22 protein-coding genes are annotated in these 20,396 nt (G+C 63.4%); 11 read left to right on the top strand and 11 right to left on the bottom strand.

Annotated features, from left to right (window positions below):
• Position 1 precedes the first annotated feature (1 nt).
• Genes idi through AR689_RS14140 form a run of 6 tightly spaced genes read left to right on the top strand, consistent with a single transcriptional unit; the run spans position 2 to position 5,783 of the window.
• The gene (gene idi, locus AR689_RS14165) at positions 2–556 is read left to right on the top strand and encodes an isopentenyl-diphosphate Delta-isomerase (protein WP_062071151.1); all 555 of its coding nucleotides are present in this window, start codon (positions 2–4) and stop codon (positions 554–556) included.
• A complete protein-coding gene (locus tag AR689_RS14160; RefSeq protein ID WP_062071149.1) occupies positions 553–1,674 on the top strand; it encodes a polyprenyl synthetase family protein in 1,122 nt (373 codons plus the stop codon). Before idi ends, AR689_RS14160 begins: the two co-directional genes overlap by 4 nt.
• A complete protein-coding gene (locus AR689_RS14155; protein WP_062071147.1) occupies positions 1,671–2,576 on the top strand; it encodes a phytoene/squalene synthase family protein in 906 nt (301 codons plus the stop codon). Before AR689_RS14160 ends, AR689_RS14155 begins: the two co-directional genes overlap by 4 nt.
• Positions 2,573–4,225 (top strand): phytoene desaturase family protein, encoded by a 1,653-nt coding sequence (crtI, locus tag AR689_RS14150; RefSeq protein ID WP_062071145.1) that lies wholly within the window; start codon positions 2,573–2,575, stop codon positions 4,223–4,225. The genes AR689_RS14155 and crtI overlap by 4 nt, the downstream gene beginning before the upstream one ends.
• Complete coding sequence (locus tag AR689_RS14145; RefSeq protein ID WP_062071143.1) at positions 4,225–4,575, top strand: lycopene cyclase domain-containing protein; 351 nt, start codon at positions 4,225–4,227, stop codon at positions 4,573–4,575. The genes crtI and AR689_RS14145 overlap by 1 nt, the downstream gene beginning before the upstream one ends.
• Positions 4,572–5,783: a prenyltransferase gene (locus AR689_RS14140; RefSeq protein WP_062071141.1), complete on the top strand. Its 1,212-nt coding sequence runs from the start codon at positions 4,572–4,574 to the stop codon at positions 5,781–5,783. The genes AR689_RS14145 and AR689_RS14140 overlap by 4 nt, the downstream gene beginning before the upstream one ends.
• On the opposite strand, the gene AR689_RS14135 is transcribed toward AR689_RS14140, so the two are convergent.
• A complete protein-coding gene (locus AR689_RS14135) occupies positions 5,778–6,335 on the bottom strand; it encodes a MarR family winged helix-turn-helix transcriptional regulator (RefSeq protein WP_197412885.1) in 558 nt (185 codons plus the stop codon). The genes AR689_RS14140 and AR689_RS14135 overlap by 6 nt on opposite strands.
• A 111-nt stretch (positions 6,336–6,446) precedes the next feature.
• Between AR689_RS14135 and AR689_RS14130 the strand changes: the two genes are divergently transcribed.
• Positions 6,447–7,268: a TspO-related membrane protein gene (locus tag AR689_RS14130; protein ID WP_062071138.1), complete on the top strand. Its 822-nt coding sequence runs from the start codon at positions 6,447–6,449 to the stop codon at positions 7,266–7,268.
• 200 nt (positions 7,269–7,468) lie between these two features.
• On the top strand, positions 7,469–9,010 hold the full coding sequence (locus tag AR689_RS14125) for an HNH endonuclease (protein WP_082697978.1): 1,542 nt from the start codon (positions 7,469–7,471) through the stop codon (positions 9,008–9,010).
• Positions 9,011–9,070: 60 nt separating this feature from the next.
• On the opposite strand, the gene AR689_RS14120 is transcribed toward AR689_RS14125, so the two are convergent.
• Positions 9,071–9,406 carry a hypothetical protein gene (locus AR689_RS14120; protein WP_062071136.1) on the bottom strand — a complete coding sequence of 112 codons (336 nt, stop codon included), beginning with the start codon at positions 9,404–9,406 and terminating at the stop codon, positions 9,071–9,073.
• Positions 9,407–9,481: 75 nt separating this feature from the next.
• Here AR689_RS14120 and AR689_RS14115 point away from each other — a divergent pair, with 75 nt between their 5' ends.
• Positions 9,482–9,889, top strand: a complete 408-nt coding sequence (locus AR689_RS14115) for a hypothetical protein (RefSeq protein ID WP_062071134.1) — start codon at positions 9,482–9,484, stop codon at positions 9,887–9,889.
• 73 nt (positions 9,890–9,962) lie between these two features.
• Here AR689_RS14115 and srmL read toward each other — a convergent pair whose 3' ends face one another.
• The 4 genes from srmL to AR689_RS14095 all read right to left on the bottom strand — a co-directional run bounded on the left by srmL (position 9,963) and on the right by AR689_RS14095 (position 13,753).
• Positions 9,963–11,081: a PheS-related mystery ligase SrmL gene (gene srmL, locus AR689_RS14110; protein ID WP_062071132.1), complete on the bottom strand. Its 1,119-nt coding sequence runs from the start codon at positions 11,079–11,081 to the stop codon at positions 9,963–9,965.
• 225 nt (positions 11,082–11,306) lie between these two features.
• Positions 11,307–11,849: a hypothetical protein gene (locus AR689_RS14105; protein WP_156424605.1), complete on the bottom strand. Its 543-nt coding sequence runs from the start codon at positions 11,847–11,849 to the stop codon at positions 11,307–11,309.
• Between the two features lie 33 nt (positions 11,850–11,882).
• The gene (locus AR689_RS14100) at positions 11,883–12,935 is read right to left on the bottom strand and encodes a LysM peptidoglycan-binding domain-containing protein (RefSeq protein WP_082697976.1); all 1,053 of its coding nucleotides are present in this window, start codon (positions 12,933–12,935) and stop codon (positions 11,883–11,885) included.
• A gap of 62 nt (positions 12,936–12,997) precedes the next feature.
• Complete coding sequence (locus AR689_RS14095; RefSeq protein WP_062071127.1) at positions 12,998–13,753, bottom strand: class I SAM-dependent DNA methyltransferase; 756 nt, start codon at positions 13,751–13,753, stop codon at positions 12,998–13,000.
• A 62-nt stretch (positions 13,754–13,815) separates the two neighbouring features.
• Between AR689_RS14095 and AR689_RS14090 the strand changes: the two genes are divergently transcribed.
• A complete protein-coding gene (locus AR689_RS14090; RefSeq protein WP_062071125.1) occupies positions 13,816–14,286 on the top strand; it encodes a MarR family winged helix-turn-helix transcriptional regulator in 471 nt (156 codons plus the stop codon).
• An 88-nt stretch (positions 14,287–14,374) separates the two neighbouring features.
• Positions 14,375–15,850 (top strand): MFS transporter, encoded by a 1,476-nt coding sequence (locus AR689_RS14085; protein ID WP_082697974.1) that lies wholly within the window; start codon positions 14,375–14,377, stop codon positions 15,848–15,850.
• A 118-nt stretch (positions 15,851–15,968) separates the two neighbouring features.
• Here the strand turns inward: AR689_RS14085 and AR689_RS14080 are convergent, their stop codons facing one another.
• Genes AR689_RS14080 through AR689_RS14060 form a run of 5 tightly spaced genes read right to left on the bottom strand, consistent with a single transcriptional unit; the run spans position 15,969 to position 20,365 of the window.
• Entirely contained in the window at positions 15,969–16,364 is a 396-nt protein-coding gene (locus tag AR689_RS14080) for a RidA family protein (RefSeq protein WP_062071123.1), read from the bottom strand.
• A gap of 32 nt (positions 16,365–16,396) precedes the next feature.
• A complete protein-coding gene (locus AR689_RS14075) occupies positions 16,397–17,161 on the bottom strand; it encodes an amino acid ABC transporter ATP-binding protein (protein WP_062071121.1) in 765 nt (254 codons plus the stop codon).
• Positions 17,161–18,114: an amino acid ABC transporter permease gene (locus tag AR689_RS14070; RefSeq protein ID WP_231745524.1), complete on the bottom strand. Its 954-nt coding sequence runs from the start codon at positions 18,112–18,114 to the stop codon at positions 17,161–17,163. Before AR689_RS14070 ends, AR689_RS14075 begins: the two co-directional genes overlap by 1 nt.
• 12 nt (positions 18,115–18,126) lie before the next feature.
• A complete protein-coding gene (locus AR689_RS14065) occupies positions 18,127–19,068 on the bottom strand; it encodes an ABC transporter substrate-binding protein (RefSeq protein WP_062071119.1) in 942 nt (313 codons plus the stop codon).
• Between the two features lie 10 nt (positions 19,069–19,078).
• A complete protein-coding gene (locus AR689_RS14060) occupies positions 19,079–20,365 on the bottom strand; it encodes an alpha-hydroxy acid oxidase (protein ID WP_197412884.1) in 1,287 nt (428 codons plus the stop codon).
• Between the last annotated feature and the right edge of the window lie 31 nt (positions 20,366–20,396).

Raw genomic sequence — 20,396 nt, 5'->3', positions numbered from 1 at the left:
CATGAACGCGACAGAGATGGTGGTCCTCCTTGACGACGCCGGAGCGCCCATAGGGCAGGCACCCAAAGCAGGAGTGCACACGCTGGACACTCCCCTCCATCTCGCCTTCTCCTGCTACCTGCTCAACGACGCCGGGGAAGTCCTCCTCACCCGCCGTTCACCCGAGAAGAAAACGTGGCCCGGCGTATGGACCAACAGCTTCTGCGGGCACCCGGGCCCCGGCGAAGAATTCGAGGACGCCGTCCAACGGCGGGCACAGTTCGAACTCGGCGTCGACGCCATCAGGATAGAACTGGCCCTCCCCCACTTCCGCTACAGGGCGGTGGACCCCACCGGGATCGTCGAAAATGAAGTCTGCCCGGTCTACGTAGCCCGCATCACCGGCGTCTTGAACCCCAATCCCGCTGAAGTTGCGGACTGGGCCTGGATCTCGCCGGCGCTGCTCGCTGACGCCCTGGACCACACGCCGTCCGCCTTCAGCCCCTGGCTCGGGCTGCAATTCCCACAGCTACTTGAGACCGGCGCTTTGCCGCTCCAAGCCGGTGCTGAAGCATGACCATCACCTCAAGCACCGTCCGGAGCCGGACCGATCTCTGCACCGCGATCGAAAACGAACTCAGCGGGCTGATCGGCAAGCGGGCCAGCGCAGCGACGGCCTACGGCCCGGACTTCGCCAGACTCTGGGCGCTCGCCGGCCAGAACGTCCTGGGCGGCAAATTCGTTCGTCCGCTCCTGCTCATGGAGACCTATGACGCCCTGCATCAGGGTCAGGAATCCCGCCACCGCGAAACCGCCATCAGCATCGCCGCTGCCATCGAACTCCTGCACTACGCCTTCCTCCTGCATGATGACGTGATCGATGGCGACCTCGTCCGCCGCGGGCATGCCAACCTGATCGGTTCCCTCCTGGCGGAAGCCGGCACTACCGCCGGCGAAACCGTCCGTAGTGAAACAGCCGGCGCTGACGGCACCCGCGCCGGGAGCGCCCTCCATTGGGCCCAGACCGGCGGAATCCTGATGGGCGACATGCTCCTCGCAGCCACGCACCAGTCCTTCGCCCGGGCAGATCTCCCCCACGAGCTTCGCCTGCGGCTCCTGGACCTCCTGGAACACACCATTAACGAGACCGTGGCGGGCGAGCAACTGGATGTGGGGCTTGGCGACGGCGTCATCGCCCCGGACCTCCAGACCATCCTGGTGATGTGCGGATACAAAACGGCGACGTACACCTTCGAACTCCCCCTGCGTGCCGCCGCTACGCTGGCAGGTGCCGACTTCGCCGTCGAGAATGCGCTCGCAACAGCCGGCCGGCACCTTGGACTCGCCTTCCAACTCCAGGACGATCTCCTGTCCACCTTCGGGGATCCTCGCCGCCACGGCAAGGATCCCTTTTCCGATCTCCGTGAGGGGAAGGAGACGGCCATCATCGCCCATGCCCGAACCACCACGGCCTGGCCGGACATTGAGGCCTTTTTTGGCAGGCCCGAGCTCAGCGTCGGAGACGGCGAGCATGTCCGCCGGCATCTCAGCCGCTGCGGGGCCGAGGCTTTTGTCCAGGGCCTCATCGAAGAACAAATGCAGGCATTCACCAATCAACTGACCAGCACCATCCCGGCAAGCGTGCGCACCGTGTTGCTCGACCTCGCAGGGCAGCTGGAGGGACGGCAATCATGAGCGTCGCAACGGATACCTCGTTCACCCATTTCACGCGAACGGCCGAGCGTGCCGCCAACCAAGTCATCTCCGCGTACTCCACCTCGTTCGGTTTGGCCTGCAGGTTGCTGGGATCCAGGCACCGCCAGCACGTCCGCAACATCTACGCCCTGGTGCGGGTGGCCGACGAACTCGTTGACGGCGTGACGGCCGAAGCGGGCCTGAGCTACCAGGAGCAGTGCGACGCCCTGACCCACTTCATTGACGAGACGCACAGGGCTGTCCAGCTCGGCTACAGCAGCGACCTCATCATCCACGCGTTCGCCCAGACAGCCCGCACCGCAAGGATTGATCACTCGCTCATTGATCCGTTCTTTGACTCCATGCGCATGGACCTTGGCGAGCAGAGCGCCGCGACGTCACCGCCGCTGCGTTTCGACGCCGACGCCCACGACGGTTACGTCCACGGTTCCGCCGAGGTGGTGGGGCTGATGTGCCTGCGGGTCTTCATGCGGGACGAGAAAATCGACGACGCCGACGCCGCGGCGTTGGAGTACGGCGCCAGCAGGTTGGGCGCTGCTTTCCAGAACATCAACTTCCTCAGGGACCTGGCCGACGACACCACGCGCCTGGGCCGCAGCTACCTCGGCACCTCGGACCATCTCGAGGACCACCAGCGCATGGAGTGGGTCAGCACCGTCCGGGCGCAGCTGGCCGATGCCAACGCCGTCATTCCCATGCTGCCCCGCGATGCCCGGGCTGCTGTTCGCAGTGCATCTGCCTTGTTCCAGGCGCTGACGGACAGAATTGAACAGACCACCGTGGACGAGCTCTACCGCTCCCGGGTCCGTGTACCGGATGCAGTGAAGGCCGGACTCGCCGCCCGCGCCGTTGCCTCAACGTGGATGGAGATGCACCGATGACCCGGACAGTAGTGATCGGCGGTGGCATCGCTGGCCTTGCCACCGCAGCGCTCCTCGCCCACGAAGGACATGAGGTCCAGCTCCTTGAGCAACGCGACCGGGTGGGCGGCCGTGCAGGCAGCCTCGAGAGGGAGGGCTTCCGCTGGGACACCGGCCCCTCCTGGTACCTCATGCCGGGCGTTTTTGATCATTTCTTCAACTTGCTCGGCACCAGCACCGCCGAACAGCTGGATCTGCGCACCCTCAGTCCTGCTTACCGCATCTTCAGCGAACCACACCACGACGGCGGGCGGCCGGACCCGCTGACAATCCCCCTCGGCAGCGAGCAGGTGTTGGACACCTTCGAAAGCGTTGAGCCCGGCAGCGCCAAAGTACTCCGGTCCTACCTCGCTTCGGCGCAGCACACCACGGAGATGGCCGAACGGTTCTTCCTCTACAACCCGTTCACCAAACTGCAGGCGCTGCTTCATCCGGAGGTTGTGAGAAGCCTGCCCAAGCTCGCCCAGCTACTCCTGACACCGCTGGACAAGTACGTTTCCCAGCGGTTCCAGCATCCGGTGCTCCGCCAAGTGCTGGGATATCCGGCGGTTTTTCTGGGTACCAGTCCTTCCGCCGCCCCGGCCATGTACCACCTGATGAGCGCCTTGGACCTGGGCGATGGCGTGCAGTACCCGATGGGCGGTTTCTGGGCCTTGGTTGAACGCTTGGAGGCCTTGGCCCTGGACGCCGGGGTCAGGATCCACACGGGAGCCGAAGCCCTCAAGATCACCACCCGCGAAGCGGCCCACCCCAAGAAACTGGGGCGCTTTGACGGCCTGGACCTTCCGGCATGGTTTACCGGCAAGGACAGCCGGGAAGTCACCGGCGTCAAGTGGCGCGACAACGCCGGGGTTGAGCATTACAGCGTTGCCGATCAAGTGGTCTCCGGGGCTGACCTGCATCACACCGAAACCCAGCTGCTCGGCGTCCGCGACAGGAGCTACAACAAGAAGTACTGGCAGAGCCGCACCAGCGGACCCGGCGCAGTGCTGGTGATGTTGGGCGTGAAGGGTCCCTTGCCGGACCTTCCCCACCACTCCTTGTTCTTCACCCGCGATTGGGAGGCCAACTTCGCCTCAATCTACGGTGACCATCCACGCATTCCGGACCCCGCCTCCATCTATGTCTGCAAACCCAGCGCCACTGACCCCGGCGTCGCACCGCAGGATCACGAGAATCTGTTTGTCCTGGTTCCCATCCCTGCCGATCCCTCCCTCGGAGCAGGTGGACCTGACGGCAGCGGGGATGAGCTGATCGAACGCACAGCCGACGCCGCCCTTGACCAGATCGCCCAGTGGGCCAACATCCCTGACCTCCGCGAGCGCGTGGTGGTCCGGCACACCATAGGACCGGCCGACTTCGCACGCGACTACAACTCGTGGCGCGGCGGCATGCTGGGACCGGCACACACCCTGCGGCAAAGCGCCATGTTCCGGGCCCAGAACGCCTCCAAACGTGTTCGCGGCCTGTACTACGCAGGGGCCACCACCGCACCGGGCGTTGGCGTGCCCATGTGCCTCATCAGCGCCGAACTTGTTCTGAAGCGGATCCGCGGCGATCACAGCACCGGCCCTACCACTGTGAGGCCTGTAGCTAGCAGGATTGGCTAATGGGAGTTCTCTACTTGGCCTCGTTGCTGCTGGGCATCACCTGCATGCTCCTGCTCGACCACCGTTTTCGCCTGTTCTTCTGGTGGGACGCAAAAGCGGCGGCAATCGTCACCGCCGTCGGGGTCTTGTTCCTCCTCGGCTGGGACCTGGCCGGAATCGGCCTGGGGATCTTCCTTCGTGGCGAAGGAACCATCGCCACGGGATTGCTGCTGGCACCGGAACTGCCCATCGAGGAACCCGTGTTCCTGCTTTTCCTGGTGCTCTGCACCATGGTCCTGTACACGGGCGCGCGTCGGCTGCTTGACCTGATCCCTGCTAAACGCCATGAGAAAGAGCGGGAGCACGTATGACCTACTTGTGGCTCGCGCTCGTCTTCATCGCAGCAGCAGTCGTGGCGGGCGTGATCTTTGCCCGCCAGGGTACGCGGTCAGGTGAAGCCCGCAAACACTGGAAAGCGGTTGGCCTCGCGTTCGCCGCCCTTGCTGTGCTCACGGCAGTGTTCGACTCCATCATGATCGGCATGGAACTCTTCCACTACGACGCCTCACACATTCTCGGCCTCACAATAGGCTTGGCACCCATCGAGGACTTTGCCTACCCATTGGCCGGTGCCGTGGCGCTGCCGGGCCTGTGGATGTGGCTGACGCGCAAACGCAACGGTTCCACTTCCCCCGGCGGCGAATCGAACCTCAAGGGCCTCGTCCCCCAGGCCCTCCTCGCATCACGCCCGGTCAGCTGGATCAACACCGCCTACCCCTTTGCCGCGGCCATGCTCCTCACCACCCGCGAAATCGACTGGGTGCTGATCGTGGGCACCTTCTACTTCCTGGTCCCCTACAACCTGGCCATGTACGGCATCAACGACGTCTTTGACTACGAGTCGGACCTCAAAAATCCGCGCAAGGGCGGCATCGAAGGTGCGCTCCTCCAGCCGCACCTTCACCGGCCCATGCTCTGGCTCGCGGCGATCACCAACATCCCGTTCCTGCTGGTGTTGGCATTGGCGGGCGGACCTGCGGCATGGATCAGCCTGGCCGTCAGCGCATTCGCCGTGGTGGCCTACTCCGTCGCGGGACTCCGCTTCAAAGAACGCCCTGTCTTGGACTCACTGACGTCCAGTACGCACTTCGTCAGTCCCGCCGTCGTGGGTTTGGCGCTGGCCGACGCCGATGTGACGTCCGGACTGCTGATCCTCCTTGCCGCGTTCTTCCTCTGGGGCATGGCCGCCCATGCTTTCGGCGCCGTCCAGGACATTCAACCCGACCGTCAGGCCGGCATCGGCTCCATAGCAACAGTCATCGGTGCCCGCCGGACGGTGCGGCTCGCCGTCGGACTCTGGCTTGTTGCGGGCCTGGCGATGCTGGCCACGCCGTGGCCCGGGCCGCTCGCGGCGATCATCGCCGTCCCGTACATCGTCAACTGCGCGCCGTATTGGAACGTGACGGATACGACGGCGGCGCGCACCAACGTGGCATGGCGGCGGTTCATCTGGCTCAACTACGGTTCGGGATTCCTGGTCACGCTCATTTTCATCCTGCAGTGGAGCCTGACGTCATGAGGCCGCGGGTTTCCCGGGGTTTTCAGGGTTCTCAGGTTTCTCAGGGTCCGCTGGCTCTTCGTCGATGGTGTCCAGGGCTTCGCTCATGTGCTGCAGGAAGTTCACCACGATCTGCGACTCATCCGGGTTCAAGGCACACGCCGCGTCCAGCATCCGGCGGTGCATTCCACCCAAGGTGTGACGCACTTCCTGGTCCGAACCCGGGGTTGCCTTCAGGATCAGCGCGCGACGATCGGTGGGATGCGGTTCGCGGCGGATGTGGCCGGACTCCACCAAACGGTCGATCAGCGTGGTCATGGACGCCGACGTTATCCCGAGCTTGTCGCCCAGATCCTTCGGCTTCATCACCCTTCCGTCGGCCTCTGCCTCGAACAGGTAGCGGAGGGCCAACAGGTCCTTCTCACCCATCCCCATGGACGACCGCGTCCGGCGCCGCATCGCTTGCTCGGAGGCACGGTAATCCCGCAAGGCGTTCAGCACGTCAATGGCTACGGCCCTCTGACCTGGGTCTTTCCCGTACCAATAGCCCTTTGCGTGGCCGTGCGTGTCCATCCGTTGTTCCTTCGATAAGCGTAAAGCTCGTTCCGCTAGCAATTTGATAGTAAGTCACGTACCCCCTGAATGCATGACCCCGCACATCCCATCAGGAAAGAGGCTCAGCACATGAAAACTCAAAGTCCGGATCTTATGCGGCAGATCGCAGTCACCGTGAGCCTGGTGGTCTGCATTGTTGGTTCCATGATCGGCGTCGGAGTCTTCGGCGGGACACCCATTGCGCAAGCAGCCGGCGGCGCCCTGGCCGCCGACTCAACACTGCTTGCCCCCGCCACGCCAGCCTTCTCCATATGGTCGGTGGTCTACGCCGGACTGGTGGCTTACACGGTATGGCAGTGGTTGCCTTCTCAGCGGACAAACCCCAGGCAACGCTCGCTCGGATGGATCGTTGCCGTGTCCATGATCCTCAACTCGGCGTGGATCCTGTCCGTCCAGGCAGGCTTGCTTCTTGTCAGCGTGCTGGTGATTCTGGCGTTGCTTGTGACCCTGGTTTTGGCCTTCCTCCGCTACAGCCAGAGCCGCGCCGGTTCCTGGGTTGAAGCCGTAGTTGTTGATGGGACATTGGGGTTGTACCTGGGCTGGACCAGCGTGGCCGTGTGCGCCAACATTGCAGCCGCGTTGAAGGCTGCCGGTTTTGGGGGCTTTGGGTTGAGGCCCGAAATCTGGTCCGTGGCTGTGCTGGTAGTGGTGGCCGTCGTCGGAATCGCCTTGGCCATCAAGGGTCACGGCCGGCTCGCCTTGGCGGCAGCTATCGCGTGGGGCCTCGTGTGGATCACCGTCGGCCGCAGCGCCGACGCACCTGAGTCATTCCCGACGGCGGTGGCCGCCGCAGTTGCTGCTGCCCTGGTTCTCGGTGCGGCCATCACTGTTCGAGCCCGGAGCATGATGGCGGGGGCTGGAGTTGGTGCAGGGGTTTCCGCTGGGCGGTGACGCGCTGAGGTTATGCCGCGGTTTCCGCCCCACCGGTGACGAGCCCGGGTTGACCGGCACACACACACCGCGGAAGGGCAGGAACTCCTCGCTAGGACGCGCTGCTTTGGGCGCTGCTTTAGGCGCCGGAACTGGGGCGCTTTTCCACATAGGCCAGTTGGGGCCTTACAGGCTCAACTGCCTGCTGGAAGAGTTAAGGCATGGAGAAGATTCGGGCCACGCAGACGCCGTCAGGCGATGTGCCCGATCGAGCCGCGAAACCTCTGCCGGGCGACTCCACTCCCCCAGCCTCAGTGCCTCTGACTGGTTATTCAGCGCCCCGGGTTTCTGACCTGATCGCACTCCTTGGGTCGGTCCATCTTGGTAGCTCCAGCGGCGAGCTGATCGAACAGATCCGCGGGCTGGAGAACATGAAGTCGGCCATCAGCGGGCTGCAGGCGCGAATAGCTGTGGCCTTTGATCTTGCCCAACGACAGGAACAGGCCGCTGCTGGCGTTCCGGCATCGGAGCAAGGTCAGGGTGTGGGTGCTCAGGTGGCGTTGGCGCGGCGGGAGTCCCCAAACCGGGGATCCCGGTTGTTGGGCTTCGCGAAGGCTGTGGTGACCGAGATGCCCCGAACACTGGCCGCCTTGGAATCAGGTCAGCTCAATGAATGGCGGGCCACGCTGCTGGTGAAGGAAACAGCATGTCTGTCGGTTGAGGACCGGTGTGCGGTGGATGAGGAACTCGCCCCCGATGCGGGGGCCTTCGAAGGGAAGGGCGACCGGGCAATCATCGCTGCTGCGAAGGCTGCCGCGTACCGTCGTGATCCCCGCTCGGTGGCTCGTCGTGCCAGTCACGCAGCCACCGAACGAACAGTGAGCCTGCGACCCGCTCCGGACACCATGACCTACCTCACGGCATTGCTTCCGGTGGCTCAGGGTGTGGCTGCGTACGCGGCGTTGACTCGAGCCGCGGACTCAGCCCGTTCCAACGGCGATTCCCGTTCCCGCGGCCAGGTCATGGCCGACACCTTGGTGGAGCGGCTCACCGGAACCCCGGACGGGTTCTCCGGGATCAATCTGGACCTGGTGATGACGGACCGCACCCTGTTCCAAGGCGACAGCGAGCCAGCCCGGCTCAAGGGGTACGGAATCGTCCCGGCGCAGTGGGCCAAAACCTTGCTCGAGGAACGTCCGGCCCGCGAGGAGGGGGAACAGGCGACCACGCAGGACGTCGCACCAGAGCCGAACAATGAGCTCACTGTTTGGCTGCGGCGGCTCTACACGGCACCCGGAACGGGGGAGCTCCTCAGCATGGACTCCACAGCAAGGATTTTCCCGCCACGACTACGGCGCTTCATTGAAGCCCGGGACCACACCTGCCGCACCCCGTACTGCGACGCGCCCATCCGGCACATCGACCATGTGGTTCCGTGGCGCTCCGGGGGCACCACCACGTCGCACAACGGCGCAGGACTCTGCGAAGCCTGCAACCACACCAAAGAAAACCCCGGCTGGACCACCAAGCCGCTCTCAGGAGAGATTCACACCATGGAGCTCAGCACACCAACCGGGCATACGTACCAATCCACTGCGCCACCTTTGCCGGGGTATGAGCGTGCCATAGGAGGCGAAAGTGACACCACATCACCGGGTGACCGATCATCATCGGACGAAGAAGCATCATCGGGTACCGAGAGGCCAACGCCTGCACCACAGGAACCGCCTCATGGTGCCCGCCGACAACTCGTCCGCACCTAGATGCGGATCTATGGGATGCCGGGCGCCTCGGGCAGCAGCCACCAATTCAGCCAGCAGCCGCTACGGTGCGCAGGCGTCCTTCAGTGCCTGGACTGACTCAGCCGGCACTTCGTCTCCTGCTTCCGCGATCTGGTTCAACGGCGTCGTAATCTCTGCGGGAACGCCGGCAGCGCCGGCGGCTGAGACCAAACCGGCGAGTACCTGCTTGTCCTGGACGCTGACCAAGCCGTCCTGGACTACGGCGCACACCTGCTTGGTCACTTCATCGGCGGCAGCCGTAGCCACCTTGGAGGCCGCCTCGCTGGCTGCGTTGCCAGCTGCTTCCTCCACGGCTCCGCAGCCTACGAGAAGCAGCAAAAGGGGGACGGCGGACAATGCTGCAAGTCGACGGGTCATGACTCCAGACTAGCAATCGCCAGCTGGCGGAATGGCACCCTGGCTGAGGGGTGACTGTGTTGATACGCTCACCGCATGCGGATCCGCCCGATCGACATCGTGGATATCTTCGTCTACCTCGTTGTGCTGGGGGTGTTCATTCAACTCTTCCCGGCGGTCATCTCCGAATCATTCCTGCTGGCGTTGCTCACAGCGATCCTGCTCAAGATCGTCCTTGAGGTTGTGCTGTGGTTCAAGAAGAAGATCGTGAGTCGTATTCGGGGCGGAAAGACGCCGGCGGTTCGTGTCATCAGTGTGGTCGCGTTGCTCTTGGTCATGCCGGGAAGCAAATTTGTGGTCCTTGAGCTGGTGGCTTTCGTCTTCGGTGACGCCGTCCAGCTCGGCGGATTTTTCGCAGTAACCGGCCTTATCATCGTGCTGATGCTGGCTCGTGGCGGCATGAGGCGCCTCTTCGTGAACACGGAAAGCCGGGCCGCCGGGTAGTCGCAAACCCTTGCTGCGAAGCACAGCTGTGCCGGCAGCGCATGGGGCAACCACCGGCACAGCAAGGGAGGATCTAGCCGGCAATGAGCTCCTTGACCGGGCCTTCGTGCAGAGCCAGGTAGACATGATCCCGGATCTGGTTGGCCTGCTGATCCGTCATGGTCCGCATGAGGGGACGCATCACCACCCGGAGCAGGGCATTGGACTGCCCTTCGCGGATGAGGAGCCGTTCCTGTGCTGCCGGGGGAAGCGACCCACAGGGAGTCAGGGCCAGCAGTTCCACGCTTTCAAGATCCTCGGCCAGGTCTCCCAGGGCAGTGCGCACCCTGTCACCAAGCACTTCGGCATCCAGGTCTTCCCCCACCACAATTGATAGATCCCGGCTGATCGAGGGCATGTGGGAGACGGGCTTCCAAGGTTCCAGGTCCATCATCTGCTGTTGAATTCGTGGCTCCGCGGACCTCAGCAACCTGATGTCAGGGATGCCCTTGCGGAGCATCAACGCGCGGTCCAGCCCCATCCCGAGTGCCAGCCCTGACCACTTTCCGGGATCCAAACCAGCGTCCAGGAAAAGTTGTGGCGACATCAGCCCACACTCCGCGAGTTCCAACCATTCGCCATCCATACGGACATCGATCTGCAGCCCGTGGAGCGTGTAGGGATGGACGGCCGGAACTGCCCTCCATTCCGCGCCCGGAAGTACAGCCGCCACAAGGGATTCGACCATGCCCTGCAAGTGGCGCGGGCTCAGCGCCGTGCGGGAGCTGACCCTCCACAGGTCCACTTGATGGGGCGTCCCCACGTGGGTGCGGTCAATGGAATCACGCCTGTAGACCAACCCCGGGATGGCCCAGAGCTCGTCGATGGAGTCGTCGGGATCCAGACCACGCAAGAGGGACGGGATGGATGCAGAGGTGTGGCTGCGCAGCATGACGGTGGGGCTGATGTACCGGGAGTACCTTTGATCGCGTGTAACGTCTGCCGGGCTGAACCCCAGACGATCGTAGTTGTCCGCAACGCTGACCAAGGGACTGTGGCGGATGGTCCGTTGCGTCACATCCCACTTGTCGCGCAGGGCACGCAATACGTCCCGCAACAGTATCTGCATGGCGTGTGGGTGGTGGTCAGGATGGGAGAGGTCCCTGACTTTCAGGGCGTTGTGAAGCTCGTCCGGGCTTAAATACGTAGGCATGGCTGGTCCTTACTGTGTGGAATGAGTGGGTTTCCTCCCCCGACTCACTCCGCGCCAGGACCTAGGCGCGCGCCAATAAGCCCTCGCGACCGGAGACCGGTCGGGGGCAAGTAAATCGGCGCATGGAGAGCATGGGCCGACTATACCCCTCTGCGGGGCTCCGGCACAGGGACCGGTACAGGCACGTGCGAACTTCGCGTTGCCTGCTAACTACGGGATACTTGGTCACGACGGATTGCTCGGAAGCCGGACAGTGTCCGCCCCGCATCGTAAAGCCAGGCCTGAAGAGTCGGAGGAGAGGGCACAGTCTCCCTCAATCGCCGCACCCAGGTCAGTGATCTCCGGTTGGCGTTGCCTCTCGTAAAAGGGGCCCTGATACGGCGTGAAGATGTCCGAACCATAGGTCTGGGTAGCCACCAGCACATGTTGTCCATCTGGAGCTGTGTATGCGGAATAAGTCCAGACCGAGGCTAAGAGAGACAACAAGAAAATGCCGACTAACCAGCACATGGTCGCACCGGCCAGCAACAGGCCGAGCAGTATTTTCAGGCCCCGCCTCACCCAAATCACCGCGATTTTGTTCACTGGTGGCGGCACCAAGCAAACGCCAGCAACAAACACCAAGAGACCACCGAGCCCGAACAGGAAGAGCGACCACCAGTCCTCGTCAACAAGCACGTAGAACAGGAGCGGCTCTCCCTGCGGCCCCTTGAAGGGGTGGGCCGCCAGCACGGCGTACGCAGCCAAACAAAGAACCGCAAGGATCAAGGCGGCCAGACCCCACTTCTTCCTCAACCCGGACTACCTGTTGATCGGCTTGTTCAGGGCGAGGCTGATGGTCTGGCCAGCCGCCAGCTCCCCGGTGGAAATGTCAGAGAATTCGTACCACGTCGCGCCAGTCCCGGTGAGCGGCCGGTTCGCCGAACGAATGTCAACAACGCTGAAACGGAAGGAGACCTGCCCCTCCGTGTCTCCCGCCGCCGTCGTGTAGGTCATGGGGATGCCATCAGCGTCGGAGGTGAAGGTGCCCCGGGCGCCGTCGATGGGGAGGTCCCCTGGAATCAGCCGCACGTTGGTGCCTGCAGGGATGGGCTTGTCGGCCAGCAGAGTGGGGTTGTACAACAGCAGCTGCTCAGTGGTGGACCTGAAGGTGTAGCCGAGGCTGTCGAAGGAATCACCGTCAACACTGGTGTAGAAGATGGTCTGGCCGAAGGAGTTGTTGATCGTCTCACCGGTACCGGACCTGCTGTCCACGGGCCTTTTCTGCAACTGGATGAGGTGCCCTTCACGGATGAAGTACGTGTTGCCCTGCTCATGCACGTACGGGACCTTGTTCGCTTCGGCCAGCTGCTTGCTGCTGATCCCGAACCGGTAAACGATCCCATCCAGCGTGTCGCCGGCTTCGATCATGTAGGTCAGCGGGATGCCCTGTGCGTCCTCAGTTGCCGCTCCCTTCGCGCCCGTGATGGGACCCGGCGCAGGAATCAGCCGCAGTTTGGTGCCCGGCGCCAGAGTCGCCCCGGCCGGCATGCCGTTGAATTGCGCGAGCTTCGCTGCGGAGAGCTTGAAGGAGTCAGCCACGCTCGCAAGGGTGTCGCCGTCGACCGTTGTGTAGAAGTCCACGTTTCCGAACGAATCGGTGACCGTGGCCCCTTTGAGGGAAGCATCGTCGACGGCGGCAGTTGCGGCCGTCGAGCTGCTCGCCGGCGGTGCAGAGTGGGGTGGTGCAGGGTCGGGTGATGATGCAGAGTCGGTTGATGATGCAGAGTCGGGTGATACGTCTGCGCAGGTACAGGCGGCCAGCCCTGAGGTCAGCGCTATCGCGAGCAGGACAGATCGAACCGCAAACTTCATATTTCCCCCAAAGCACCCGGCGTTACCGCGGGCAAACACCCCAATAAACAGTCATTAAGACCCTAGCGTTCAATGAGCCTATAGACGGACACGTGGCTCCGGGACTCCGCCGTAAATTCGCTGCGATCCCAGTCCGCCCACCTGGACTCCAGCTCGAACCCGGCTATCCGCGCCATGAGATCGAGTTCGCTGGGCCAGATGTAGCGGTGCGGTGTCCGCCCGATCCGCGCGTCGCGCCCGTCCGCAAGGTCCGGGCCGAACCGAAAGTGATGTGAGACGACATGTTGGCGCAGCACATCGTAGGTGTCCACCAGCAGATAGCCGGGCTGACTCACCTCCACCGTTCCGCCGTGGCCAGGCGGCAGCGAGCGCAATTGTGGCACCCAGAGCTCAATGACGAACCGGCCGCCGGGCGCAAGGTGACGGGCAGCATTCTCGAAGCACCGGATTTGCTCGTCCTGAGTCAAGAGATTGGCGATGGTGTTGAACACCAGGAAAGCCAGTGAGAACGTTCCAGTGACCCGCGCTTGGGTCATGTCACCTTGAACCACGGGGATGCGGTCCTCACCCACTTTTTCGCGGAGCCTTGCGATCATCGCGTGTGACAGTTCGATGCCGCTGACAGGGACACCGGCCTCCGAGAGGGGAATGGCCACCCGACCAGTGCCGATGGCAAATTCGACGGCGGGACCGTTGCCGGCGAGTTCGGACAAGACTTCCACCGTGGGGCCGAGGACCTCGGGAGAGAACATCCCCTCACCGGGAGTGTCGTACTGACCGGCGGTTTCCTCGTCCCAGAGCTGTTGCTGGTTGATCATCCGTCCACTATTGCAGCTGGGCGCCGGCGGCTTGGCGAGGCGCCCCCACCTATGCTTGACGGATGGGAGAAAAGCCAGTGGACCATGTGGCGTTGGCCGTCTGCATGATCGATATCTCGTCCGATATTCGGCGTAAGTCGCTCAACGAGACGGGCCTCCGCCCCATTTCGAACGGCGTCCTGGAGATTCTCCGTGTGGTTGAAAGCCATCCAGGGGTGACGGTCGCGGAGGTTGCGTCCCGTCTGGGCCGGCAACTCAGCAATGTGAGCGTCCAGTTACGGGAGCTGGTGGCGGCGGGCCTGGTAACCAGGATCAAGGACGCCTCGGACAAGCGCTTCGTCTCCCTCCACCCCACGGACGAGTCCAAGCGCATCAAGTCGCTTCTCGAAGGCGCATGGGCCGAGGCGCTCACGAAAGCGAGCGAACGGTTGCTCCCTGAGGAGCGGGACCAGATAGCGGCGAGTCTTCCCGCGCTGGAGCGGCTGGCCTCGTTCCTTGCGGAGCCTGAAAAGGCCCCGGAACTGCATCACTAGGACGTAAGTCACTGCCTCTCGGCTTACCAGAGTCACCAAAAGTACTTATACTTTCATAAGTATTACTACTTACAAGAATGGGTGACGCGTGGCATCACAACTACTCGAATCGGCGGGCGTCCAAGCCCAACCGGGCAAGAACAACAAGAAGAGCATCGGCTGGCGGGCCCTGCCCTTCCTGGCGCTCGCCCAGTTCATGGTGGTCCTGGACGGCACCATCGTGAACCTGGCCCTCCCGCGCCTCCAACTGGAGATGGGCATCAGCGATTCCACCCGCTCGTGGGTAGTCACCGCCTACGCCCTCGTCTTTGGCGCCTTCCTGCTGCTGGGCGGCCGCATTGCGGACTTCTGGGGCAGGAAGCGAACCTTCCTCACCGCCTCGGCCGGCTTCGCCATCGCCTCCCTCATCGGCGGTCTCGCGCAACAGCCATGGGAACTCATTGGGGCACGTGCACTACAGGGCGTGTTTGCAGCACTTCTTGCCCCGGCCGCCTTGGCCCTCCTGACGGTCGCCTTCCCCGGCGGCAAGGATCGCGGCACCGCGTTCGCCATCTTTGGCTCCATCAGCGGTGTGGGCGCGGCGGTGGGCGTGCTGCTGGGCGGCTTCCTCACCCAGTACGTTTCATGGCGCTGGTGCTTCTTCGTCAACGTCCCCATCGCAATCATCGCGCTCATCGGCGTGTGGATGCTGGTGAGCGAAAGCAAAGCCGGCGGCTCCACCAAATACGACTGGCCCGGCGTCGTGCTGGCCGCCCTGGGACTCGGCTCCCTGGTTTACGGCTTCGCGAACGCTGAACATGGCTGGGGTGCCATCGAATCCTGGGGCTTCATAGCCGCTGGTGTGGTGCTGCTGGTCCTGTTCGTCGCCGTCGAGCGTAAGGTCAAAAACCCGCTGCTGCCGCTTCGAGTGGCAACGGAACGCAACAGGGGCGCGGCGTTCCTGGCATCATTCCTGGCCGGGGCCGTGCTGATAGGCGGCATCCTCTTCATCAACTTCTACCTCCAAATAGTCCTGGGCTTCGCCCCATTCGCGGCCGGCATCGCATCCTTGCCCATGACCGTGGTGCTGATCGTGACCGCGGCCCTGGTTGCGAAGAACCTGTCCAGACTGGGAGCACGAATCCCCAGCGCAATCGGCCCCGTCTTCATGGCGGCCGCGATGCTGTGGCTCACCCAGGTCACCCCCGAGGGCACGTACGCGGTCAACATGCTGCCAGCCTTGGTACTGATGGGCATGGGACTCGGCATGGTTTTCGTCCCCATGCAAAACCTGGCCCTCTTCGGTGTGGATAAGGACGACGCCGGCGTGGCAAGCGCCCTGGTCAACGCGTCCCAGCAGATCGGCGGCTCACTGGGCATCGCACTCTTCAGCGCTCTGGCCACGGCAGCCACCGCCGCCGCAGGCGGCTCCTCACTGGCCGCCCTGACGTCGGGGTATTCGCTGGTGTTCCTGTGGGCCGCAGGAGTGGCGCTGCTGATTGTCCCCGTGGCACTGCTCCTCATCAGGATCGACCGCAGGACGTTCAGCGGAACGGACGACACCCCGCACATCCATTTGGGGTAGTACCCACAAAAGGCGCCGCCACCCCAACCGGGGTGACGGCGCCTTTGCGCTGCTGTCTCAGGGAGCTGGACCGGCGTAGTGCCTTAGCCCGGACCCAGCAGGAAACCGCAAGCAGCAACTAGCCGGCTGCGGGCGCGGGGATAGCAGCAACCACGTCGATCTCCACCAGGAAGTCGCCCAGGAACGAACCCACGGTGGTGCGTGCCGGATACGGAGCCTCAACGTACTTTTCGTAGATGGCGTTGAACCCGTCGAAGTCGCGGCCAGGGTGGTGCAGGTGCACCGTGGCCTTGACCACGTGGGAGAAGTCCAAACCGTGGGCACCCAGGACCTCACCAAGGTTCTTCATGGTCTGGATGGTCTGTTCCTCAATGGTGATCCCCACCCGCTCGTCGCTGATGGGATCATGGGGCGTCTGGCCCGCAGTGAACAGGAAACCGTTGGCCACAATGGCTTGGGAGTAGGGGCCGGCCGGGCTGGGAGCGAGGCTGGTGACGACTTGCTGGCGGGACATGGATTGCCTTTCGTTGCTATGGAAAAGAGTTGCTAAAGGACCTTCGAGAGGAACGCCTTGGTGCGTTCCTGCTGCGGGTTGTCCAGGACTTCCTCGGGCGGGCCGCTTTCCACCACCACGCCGCCGTCCATGAAGACCACCTGGTCGGCCACCTGCCGGGCGAAGCCAAGCTCGTGGGTCACCACCACCATGGTCATTCCGGCCTCAGCCAAGGACTTCATCACGTCCAGGACTTCACCCACCAGCTCGGGATCGAGCGCGGAGGTGGGCTCATCAAAGAGCATCAGTTTCGGCTTCATGGCCAGCGCCCTGGCGATCGCGATGCGTTGCTGCTGCCCGCCGGAGAGTTCCTGCGGGTAGGAGTGGCCACGGTTGCCCAGGCCCACACGGTCAAGCAGGGCCTGCGCTTCCACCACTACCTCGCGCCGCGGCCGGCCAAGCACATGCACCGGCGCTTCGATGATGTTCTCCATCACGGTCATGTGCGGGAACAGGTTGAAGCGCTGGAACACCATCCCGGCGTTGAGCCGCGAGCGGGCGGTCTGGCGCTCCTTCATCTCGTAGAGCTTCCCGTTGCGCTCCGCGTAGCCCACCAGGTGCTCATCAACGTAGAGGCGGCCCGCGTCCACCTTCTCCAGGTGGTTGATGCAGCGCAGGAACGTGGTCTTGCCGGAACCGGACGGCCCGATCAGGCAGGTCACCGATCCCTTTTCAACCCTGAGGTCTATGCCTTTCAGGATTTCGATAACGCCGAAGTTCTTCCGGACTCCCCGGGCTTCCACCATGGCGGTAGTCATCATGCTGTCCTTGTCTTTGGCTTGCGGATCCGTCGCGGCGCTGAGTCGAAACCGCGGCCGTACCGGCGTTCAAGTTTGTTTTGGAAGAAGCTCAGGATGGTGGTCATGAGCAGGTACCAGAGACTGGCCACGATCAGCAGCGGAATGGTCTGGTAGTTGTTCGCGTAGATGATCTGGGCTGAGTAGAGCAGGTCCGAGATCGCCAGGACGCTCACCAGCGAGGTGCCCTTCAGCATGGAGATGACCTGGTTGCCTGTGGGCGGCAGCACCACTCGCATGGCTTGGGGCAGGATCACCCTGTTCATGAGCTTGCCTCCGCTCATCCCCAAGGCCCGGGCGGCGTCGTACTGTCCCTTGTCCACCGATCCGATGCCACCGCGGATGATCTCGGCCATGTACGCGGCCTCGTTCAGGGACAAACCCAGGAGCGCGGCACCCAGAGGGGAAATCAGCACGTTGGCGGAGCCCAGGACAACCGACGGCCCACCGAATGGAAGCCCGAACGCGATCACCGGATAAAGCGCTGCAATGTTGTACCAAAAGATCAGCTGAACCAAGAGCGGTGTTCCGCGGAAGAACCAGATATAGCCGCGGCTGATGGTGCTGAGGATGGGATTGTCGGAGAGCCGCATGATCGCCAGCAGCGTTCCCAGCGCGATGCCCACGGTCATGGACACTACGGTCAGCACGATGGTCAGCCCTGCACCGGCAAGGATCTGTGGGGCGAACAGGTAGGACACCACAACGTCCCAGCGGTACCGTTCGTTCACGGCCACATCCCATGCTGCGCCGAGCGCCACCAGGATGAGGACAATGGCGAGGGCCAAACGGACCGGGTGCTTCAACGGCACGACGGAAATCGAATCCCCGGAAGCGGTTGTGGCCGGCTCCTTGGTGTCAGGGACTGGGGGTTGCTGATGCATAACCGTCACCTCTTTGTTGGGGGAATTCATGAGTGTGATCTCCTACTGGGCGAAGTTGACGCGGGCGTCGGTGATGGCGCTGGTTTCGAGCCCGTACTTCCCAAGGACCTTGGTGTAGGACTCGCTCTTGATCACGGCGTCCAATGCTGCGGAGACGGACTTCACCAACCCGGATTCCTTCGGCATGCCCACGCCTACTGGCGCGAACTCGTACGTCCGGGCAACCTCGATCTGCGGATTCTGCGTGGCGGCGAAGTTCAGGATGGGCGAGTCAGCCAGCACGGTGTCCAGGCGTCCGCTGGTAAGCGCGGAAATGGCCTGCCGCGTGTCCTGGAACTCGCTCTTCTGGATGGCGTCGTGGCCGGCAGCAGCACAGGCTTCATCGTAGGAAGGAACATTCACGGTCAGCTGGTACGAGCCCGTGAGGAGCCCTACTTTCTTGCCGCAGAGTGCGTTCTCATCCTTGATGCCACCGGGATTGCCTTTGGGAACGGCAATGGCGTTGCCGATCTGCATATAGTCCACGAAGTCCAGGACTTCCATGCGCTTCTCCGTGGGGGTCATGGACGAGACGGTCATGTCGTAGCGATTGGCCGCCAGGCCCGGAACAATGGAATCGAAGTTGGCCACCTGGATGTCTACTTTGACACCCAGTGCCTCGCCGATGAGACGGGCCACGTCCGGATTGGTTCCGGTCATTTCCTGGGTACCTTCACGGTAAAACTGCGTTGGCGGCTCGTTGGTGGGGATGGCCACGCGCAGCACCTTGGAAGCCTTGACGGACTCGGGCAGAAGGTCGACGGCGGCCTGGTTGACTTCCAGCGCGGGAACGCCGGTGCCCGCTCCGGCGGCGTCGCCGGACGGGTTCGACGCCGATGCGTTGCCGGCGGGGCTGCATGCCGTCACTGCCAGCAGGAGCGCTGCCGTAACGGCTGCAATGGGTAAGCCGGACGTGGTTCGTGGGGTGGATGACAACGGTTTCATTGGGGAGTCCTCATTTTTGCAAGGCCATGGTGGCCTCAGGGATACGGGTGGGTTGGGTGCGGGCGAAGGCTTCGTTGCGGTGCCGGATCAATTCCCGGCCTTCCGTCCGCAGTTCCTCGATGGTGGACACTCCGAGGAGCATCATGGTGCGGGTCATTTCGGCCCTGAACATTTTTAGGACGTGTTCCACGCCGGCCTGGCTGGCGGCGGCCAAGCCGTACAGGTACGGGCGCCCGATGGAGCAGGCGTCCGCGCCGAGAGCCAAGGCCTTGACCACGTCCGATCCCCGGCGGATGCCGCCGTCGACAATGATTTCCATCCGTCCGGCAGTTTTCTCCACAATGTCCGGAAGGACATCCAGCGGAGCCGCCATGTGGTCCAGCTGCCGTCCGCCATGGTTGCTGACCTGGATGGCGTCGATTCCCAAGGAAGCTGCCAGCGCGGCGTCGTTCGCGTTCACGACGCCCTTCAGGACGATGGGACCGTTCCAGCGTTCCCGCAGGTCCCGGATGTCGTCCCAATCGGTGGGCTCGTAGGAACCGGCAAGGAGCGTGCGCCACATGTCCGGCGAGCTGGCCAGTGGGCCCTCGGGGACTTCGGCGTCCAGGTTGGGGAAGGCGATGGCGTCGTTAGCCAGGAATCCCAGCGCCCACGCGGGGTGCAACATTCCCTCCACAACCGTCTTCGGCTTGATGGACGGCGGGGCGGTAAAGCCGTTGCGGTAATCGCGTTCGCGATGCCCGATGGCCCGGCAATCGACGTTGACCAGCAGGGCCTCGTAACCGGCGTTGGACACCCGATCCAGGACGGCCTGCAGGAGACCCTTGTCCGAGGTGGGTTCCAGGTTGAACCAGCGGCGAAGTCCCGGCGCTGCGGCACTGACGTCTTCCATGGTGGTGGTGCTCAGGTGCGCCAAGCCGTAAGGGATGCCGGCGGCGAGCGCTGCGCGGGCGACGGCGGACTCTCCCTCTGGGTGGAAGAGCCGGGTGCCGCCTGTGGGCGAGAGGGTCACCGGCATGGAGACGGGCCCGCCGAGGAGGGTTGAGCTGAGATCCAGGTTGTCCACCGATCCCCATTTGGGGAGGAAGGACCAATCGTCGAACGAGGACCGGTTGCGGCGGAGCGAGACCTCGTCCTCCCCGCCGCCTTCGATGTATTCGAAGATGCTCTTGGGCAGGCGCTTGGACGCCATTTTCCGCATGTCCTCCACGCTGTAGCACTTGCGTGACAGGCGCTCCGAGACGGATCGGGCCGGTCCCTGCACCGAGGCGAGCGCCTTGATGTCCTTGATTTTCATGGTGTGTCCTCTGCGTTCCTGCTGGGGTTAC

The sequence above is a fragment of the Arthrobacter sp. EpRS71 genome (assembly GCF_001512285.1).
Lineage (GTDB): Bacteria > Actinomycetota > Actinomycetes > Actinomycetales > Micrococcaceae > Arthrobacter.
Note: the sequence above shows the minus strand (reverse complement) of the source record. Positions and strands in the feature narration are given on the sequence as shown.

Coding starts and splice junctions, on each gene's coding strand:
- AR689_RS14090 (WP_062071125.1), top strand. CDS start 13,816: ATGGGAGAAAAGCCAGTGGACCATGTGGCGTTGGCCGTCTGCATGATC.
- AR689_RS14080 (WP_062071123.1), bottom strand. CDS start 16,364: ATGTCCCGCCAGCAAGTCGTCACCAGCCTCGCTCCCAGCCCGGCCGGC.
- AR689_RS14130 (WP_062071138.1), top strand. CDS start 6,447: ATGAAAACTCAAAGTCCGGATCTTATGCGGCAGATCGCAGTCACCGTG.
- AR689_RS14115 (WP_062071134.1), top strand. CDS start 9,482: ATGCGGATCCGCCCGATCGACATCGTGGATATCTTCGTCTACCTCGTT.
- AR689_RS14155 (WP_062071147.1), top strand. CDS start 1,671: ATGAGCGTCGCAACGGATACCTCGTTCACCCATTTCACGCGAACGGCC.
- crtI (WP_062071145.1), top strand. CDS start 2,573: ATGACCCGGACAGTAGTGATCGGCGGTGGCATCGCTGGCCTTGCCACC.
- AR689_RS14125 (WP_082697978.1), top strand. CDS start 7,469: ATGGAGAAGATTCGGGCCACGCAGACGCCGTCAGGCGATGTGCCCGAT.
- AR689_RS14100 (WP_082697976.1), bottom strand. CDS start 12,935: ATGAAGTTTGCGGTTCGATCTGTCCTGCTCGCGATAGCGCTGACCTCA.
- AR689_RS14145 (WP_062071143.1), top strand. CDS start 4,225: ATGGGAGTTCTCTACTTGGCCTCGTTGCTGCTGGGCATCACCTGCATG.
- AR689_RS14140 (WP_062071141.1), top strand. CDS start 4,572: ATGACCTACTTGTGGCTCGCGCTCGTCTTCATCGCAGCAGCAGTCGTG.
- AR689_RS14160 (WP_062071149.1), top strand. CDS start 553: ATGACCATCACCTCAAGCACCGTCCGGAGCCGGACCGATCTCTGCACC.
- AR689_RS14070 (WP_231745524.1), bottom strand. CDS start 18,114: ATGAATTCCCCCAACAAAGAGGTGACGGTTATGCATCAGCAACCCCCA.
- AR689_RS14120 (WP_062071136.1), bottom strand. CDS start 9,406: ATGACCCGTCGACTTGCAGCATTGTCCGCCGTCCCCCTTTTGCTGCTT.
- AR689_RS14065 (WP_062071119.1), bottom strand. CDS start 19,068: ATGAAACCGTTGTCATCCACCCCACGAACCACGTCCGGCTTACCCATT.
- AR689_RS14060 (WP_197412884.1), bottom strand. CDS start 20,365: ATGAAAATCAAGGACATCAAGGCGCTCGCCTCGGTGCAGGGACCGGCC.
- AR689_RS14095 (WP_062071127.1), bottom strand. CDS start 13,753: ATGATCAACCAGCAACAGCTCTGGGACGAGGAAACCGCCGGTCAGTAC.
- idi (WP_062071151.1), top strand. CDS start 2: ATGAACGCGACAGAGATGGTGGTCCTCCTTGACGACGCCGGAGCGCCC.
- srmL (WP_062071132.1), bottom strand. CDS start 11,081: ATGCCTACGTATTTAAGCCCGGACGAGCTTCACAACGCCCTGAAAGTC.
- AR689_RS14075 (WP_062071121.1), bottom strand. CDS start 17,161: ATGACTACCGCCATGGTGGAAGCCCGGGGAGTCCGGAAGAACTTCGGC.
- AR689_RS14135 (WP_197412885.1), bottom strand. CDS start 6,335: ATGGACACGCACGGCCACGCAAAGGGCTATTGGTACGGGAAAGACCCA.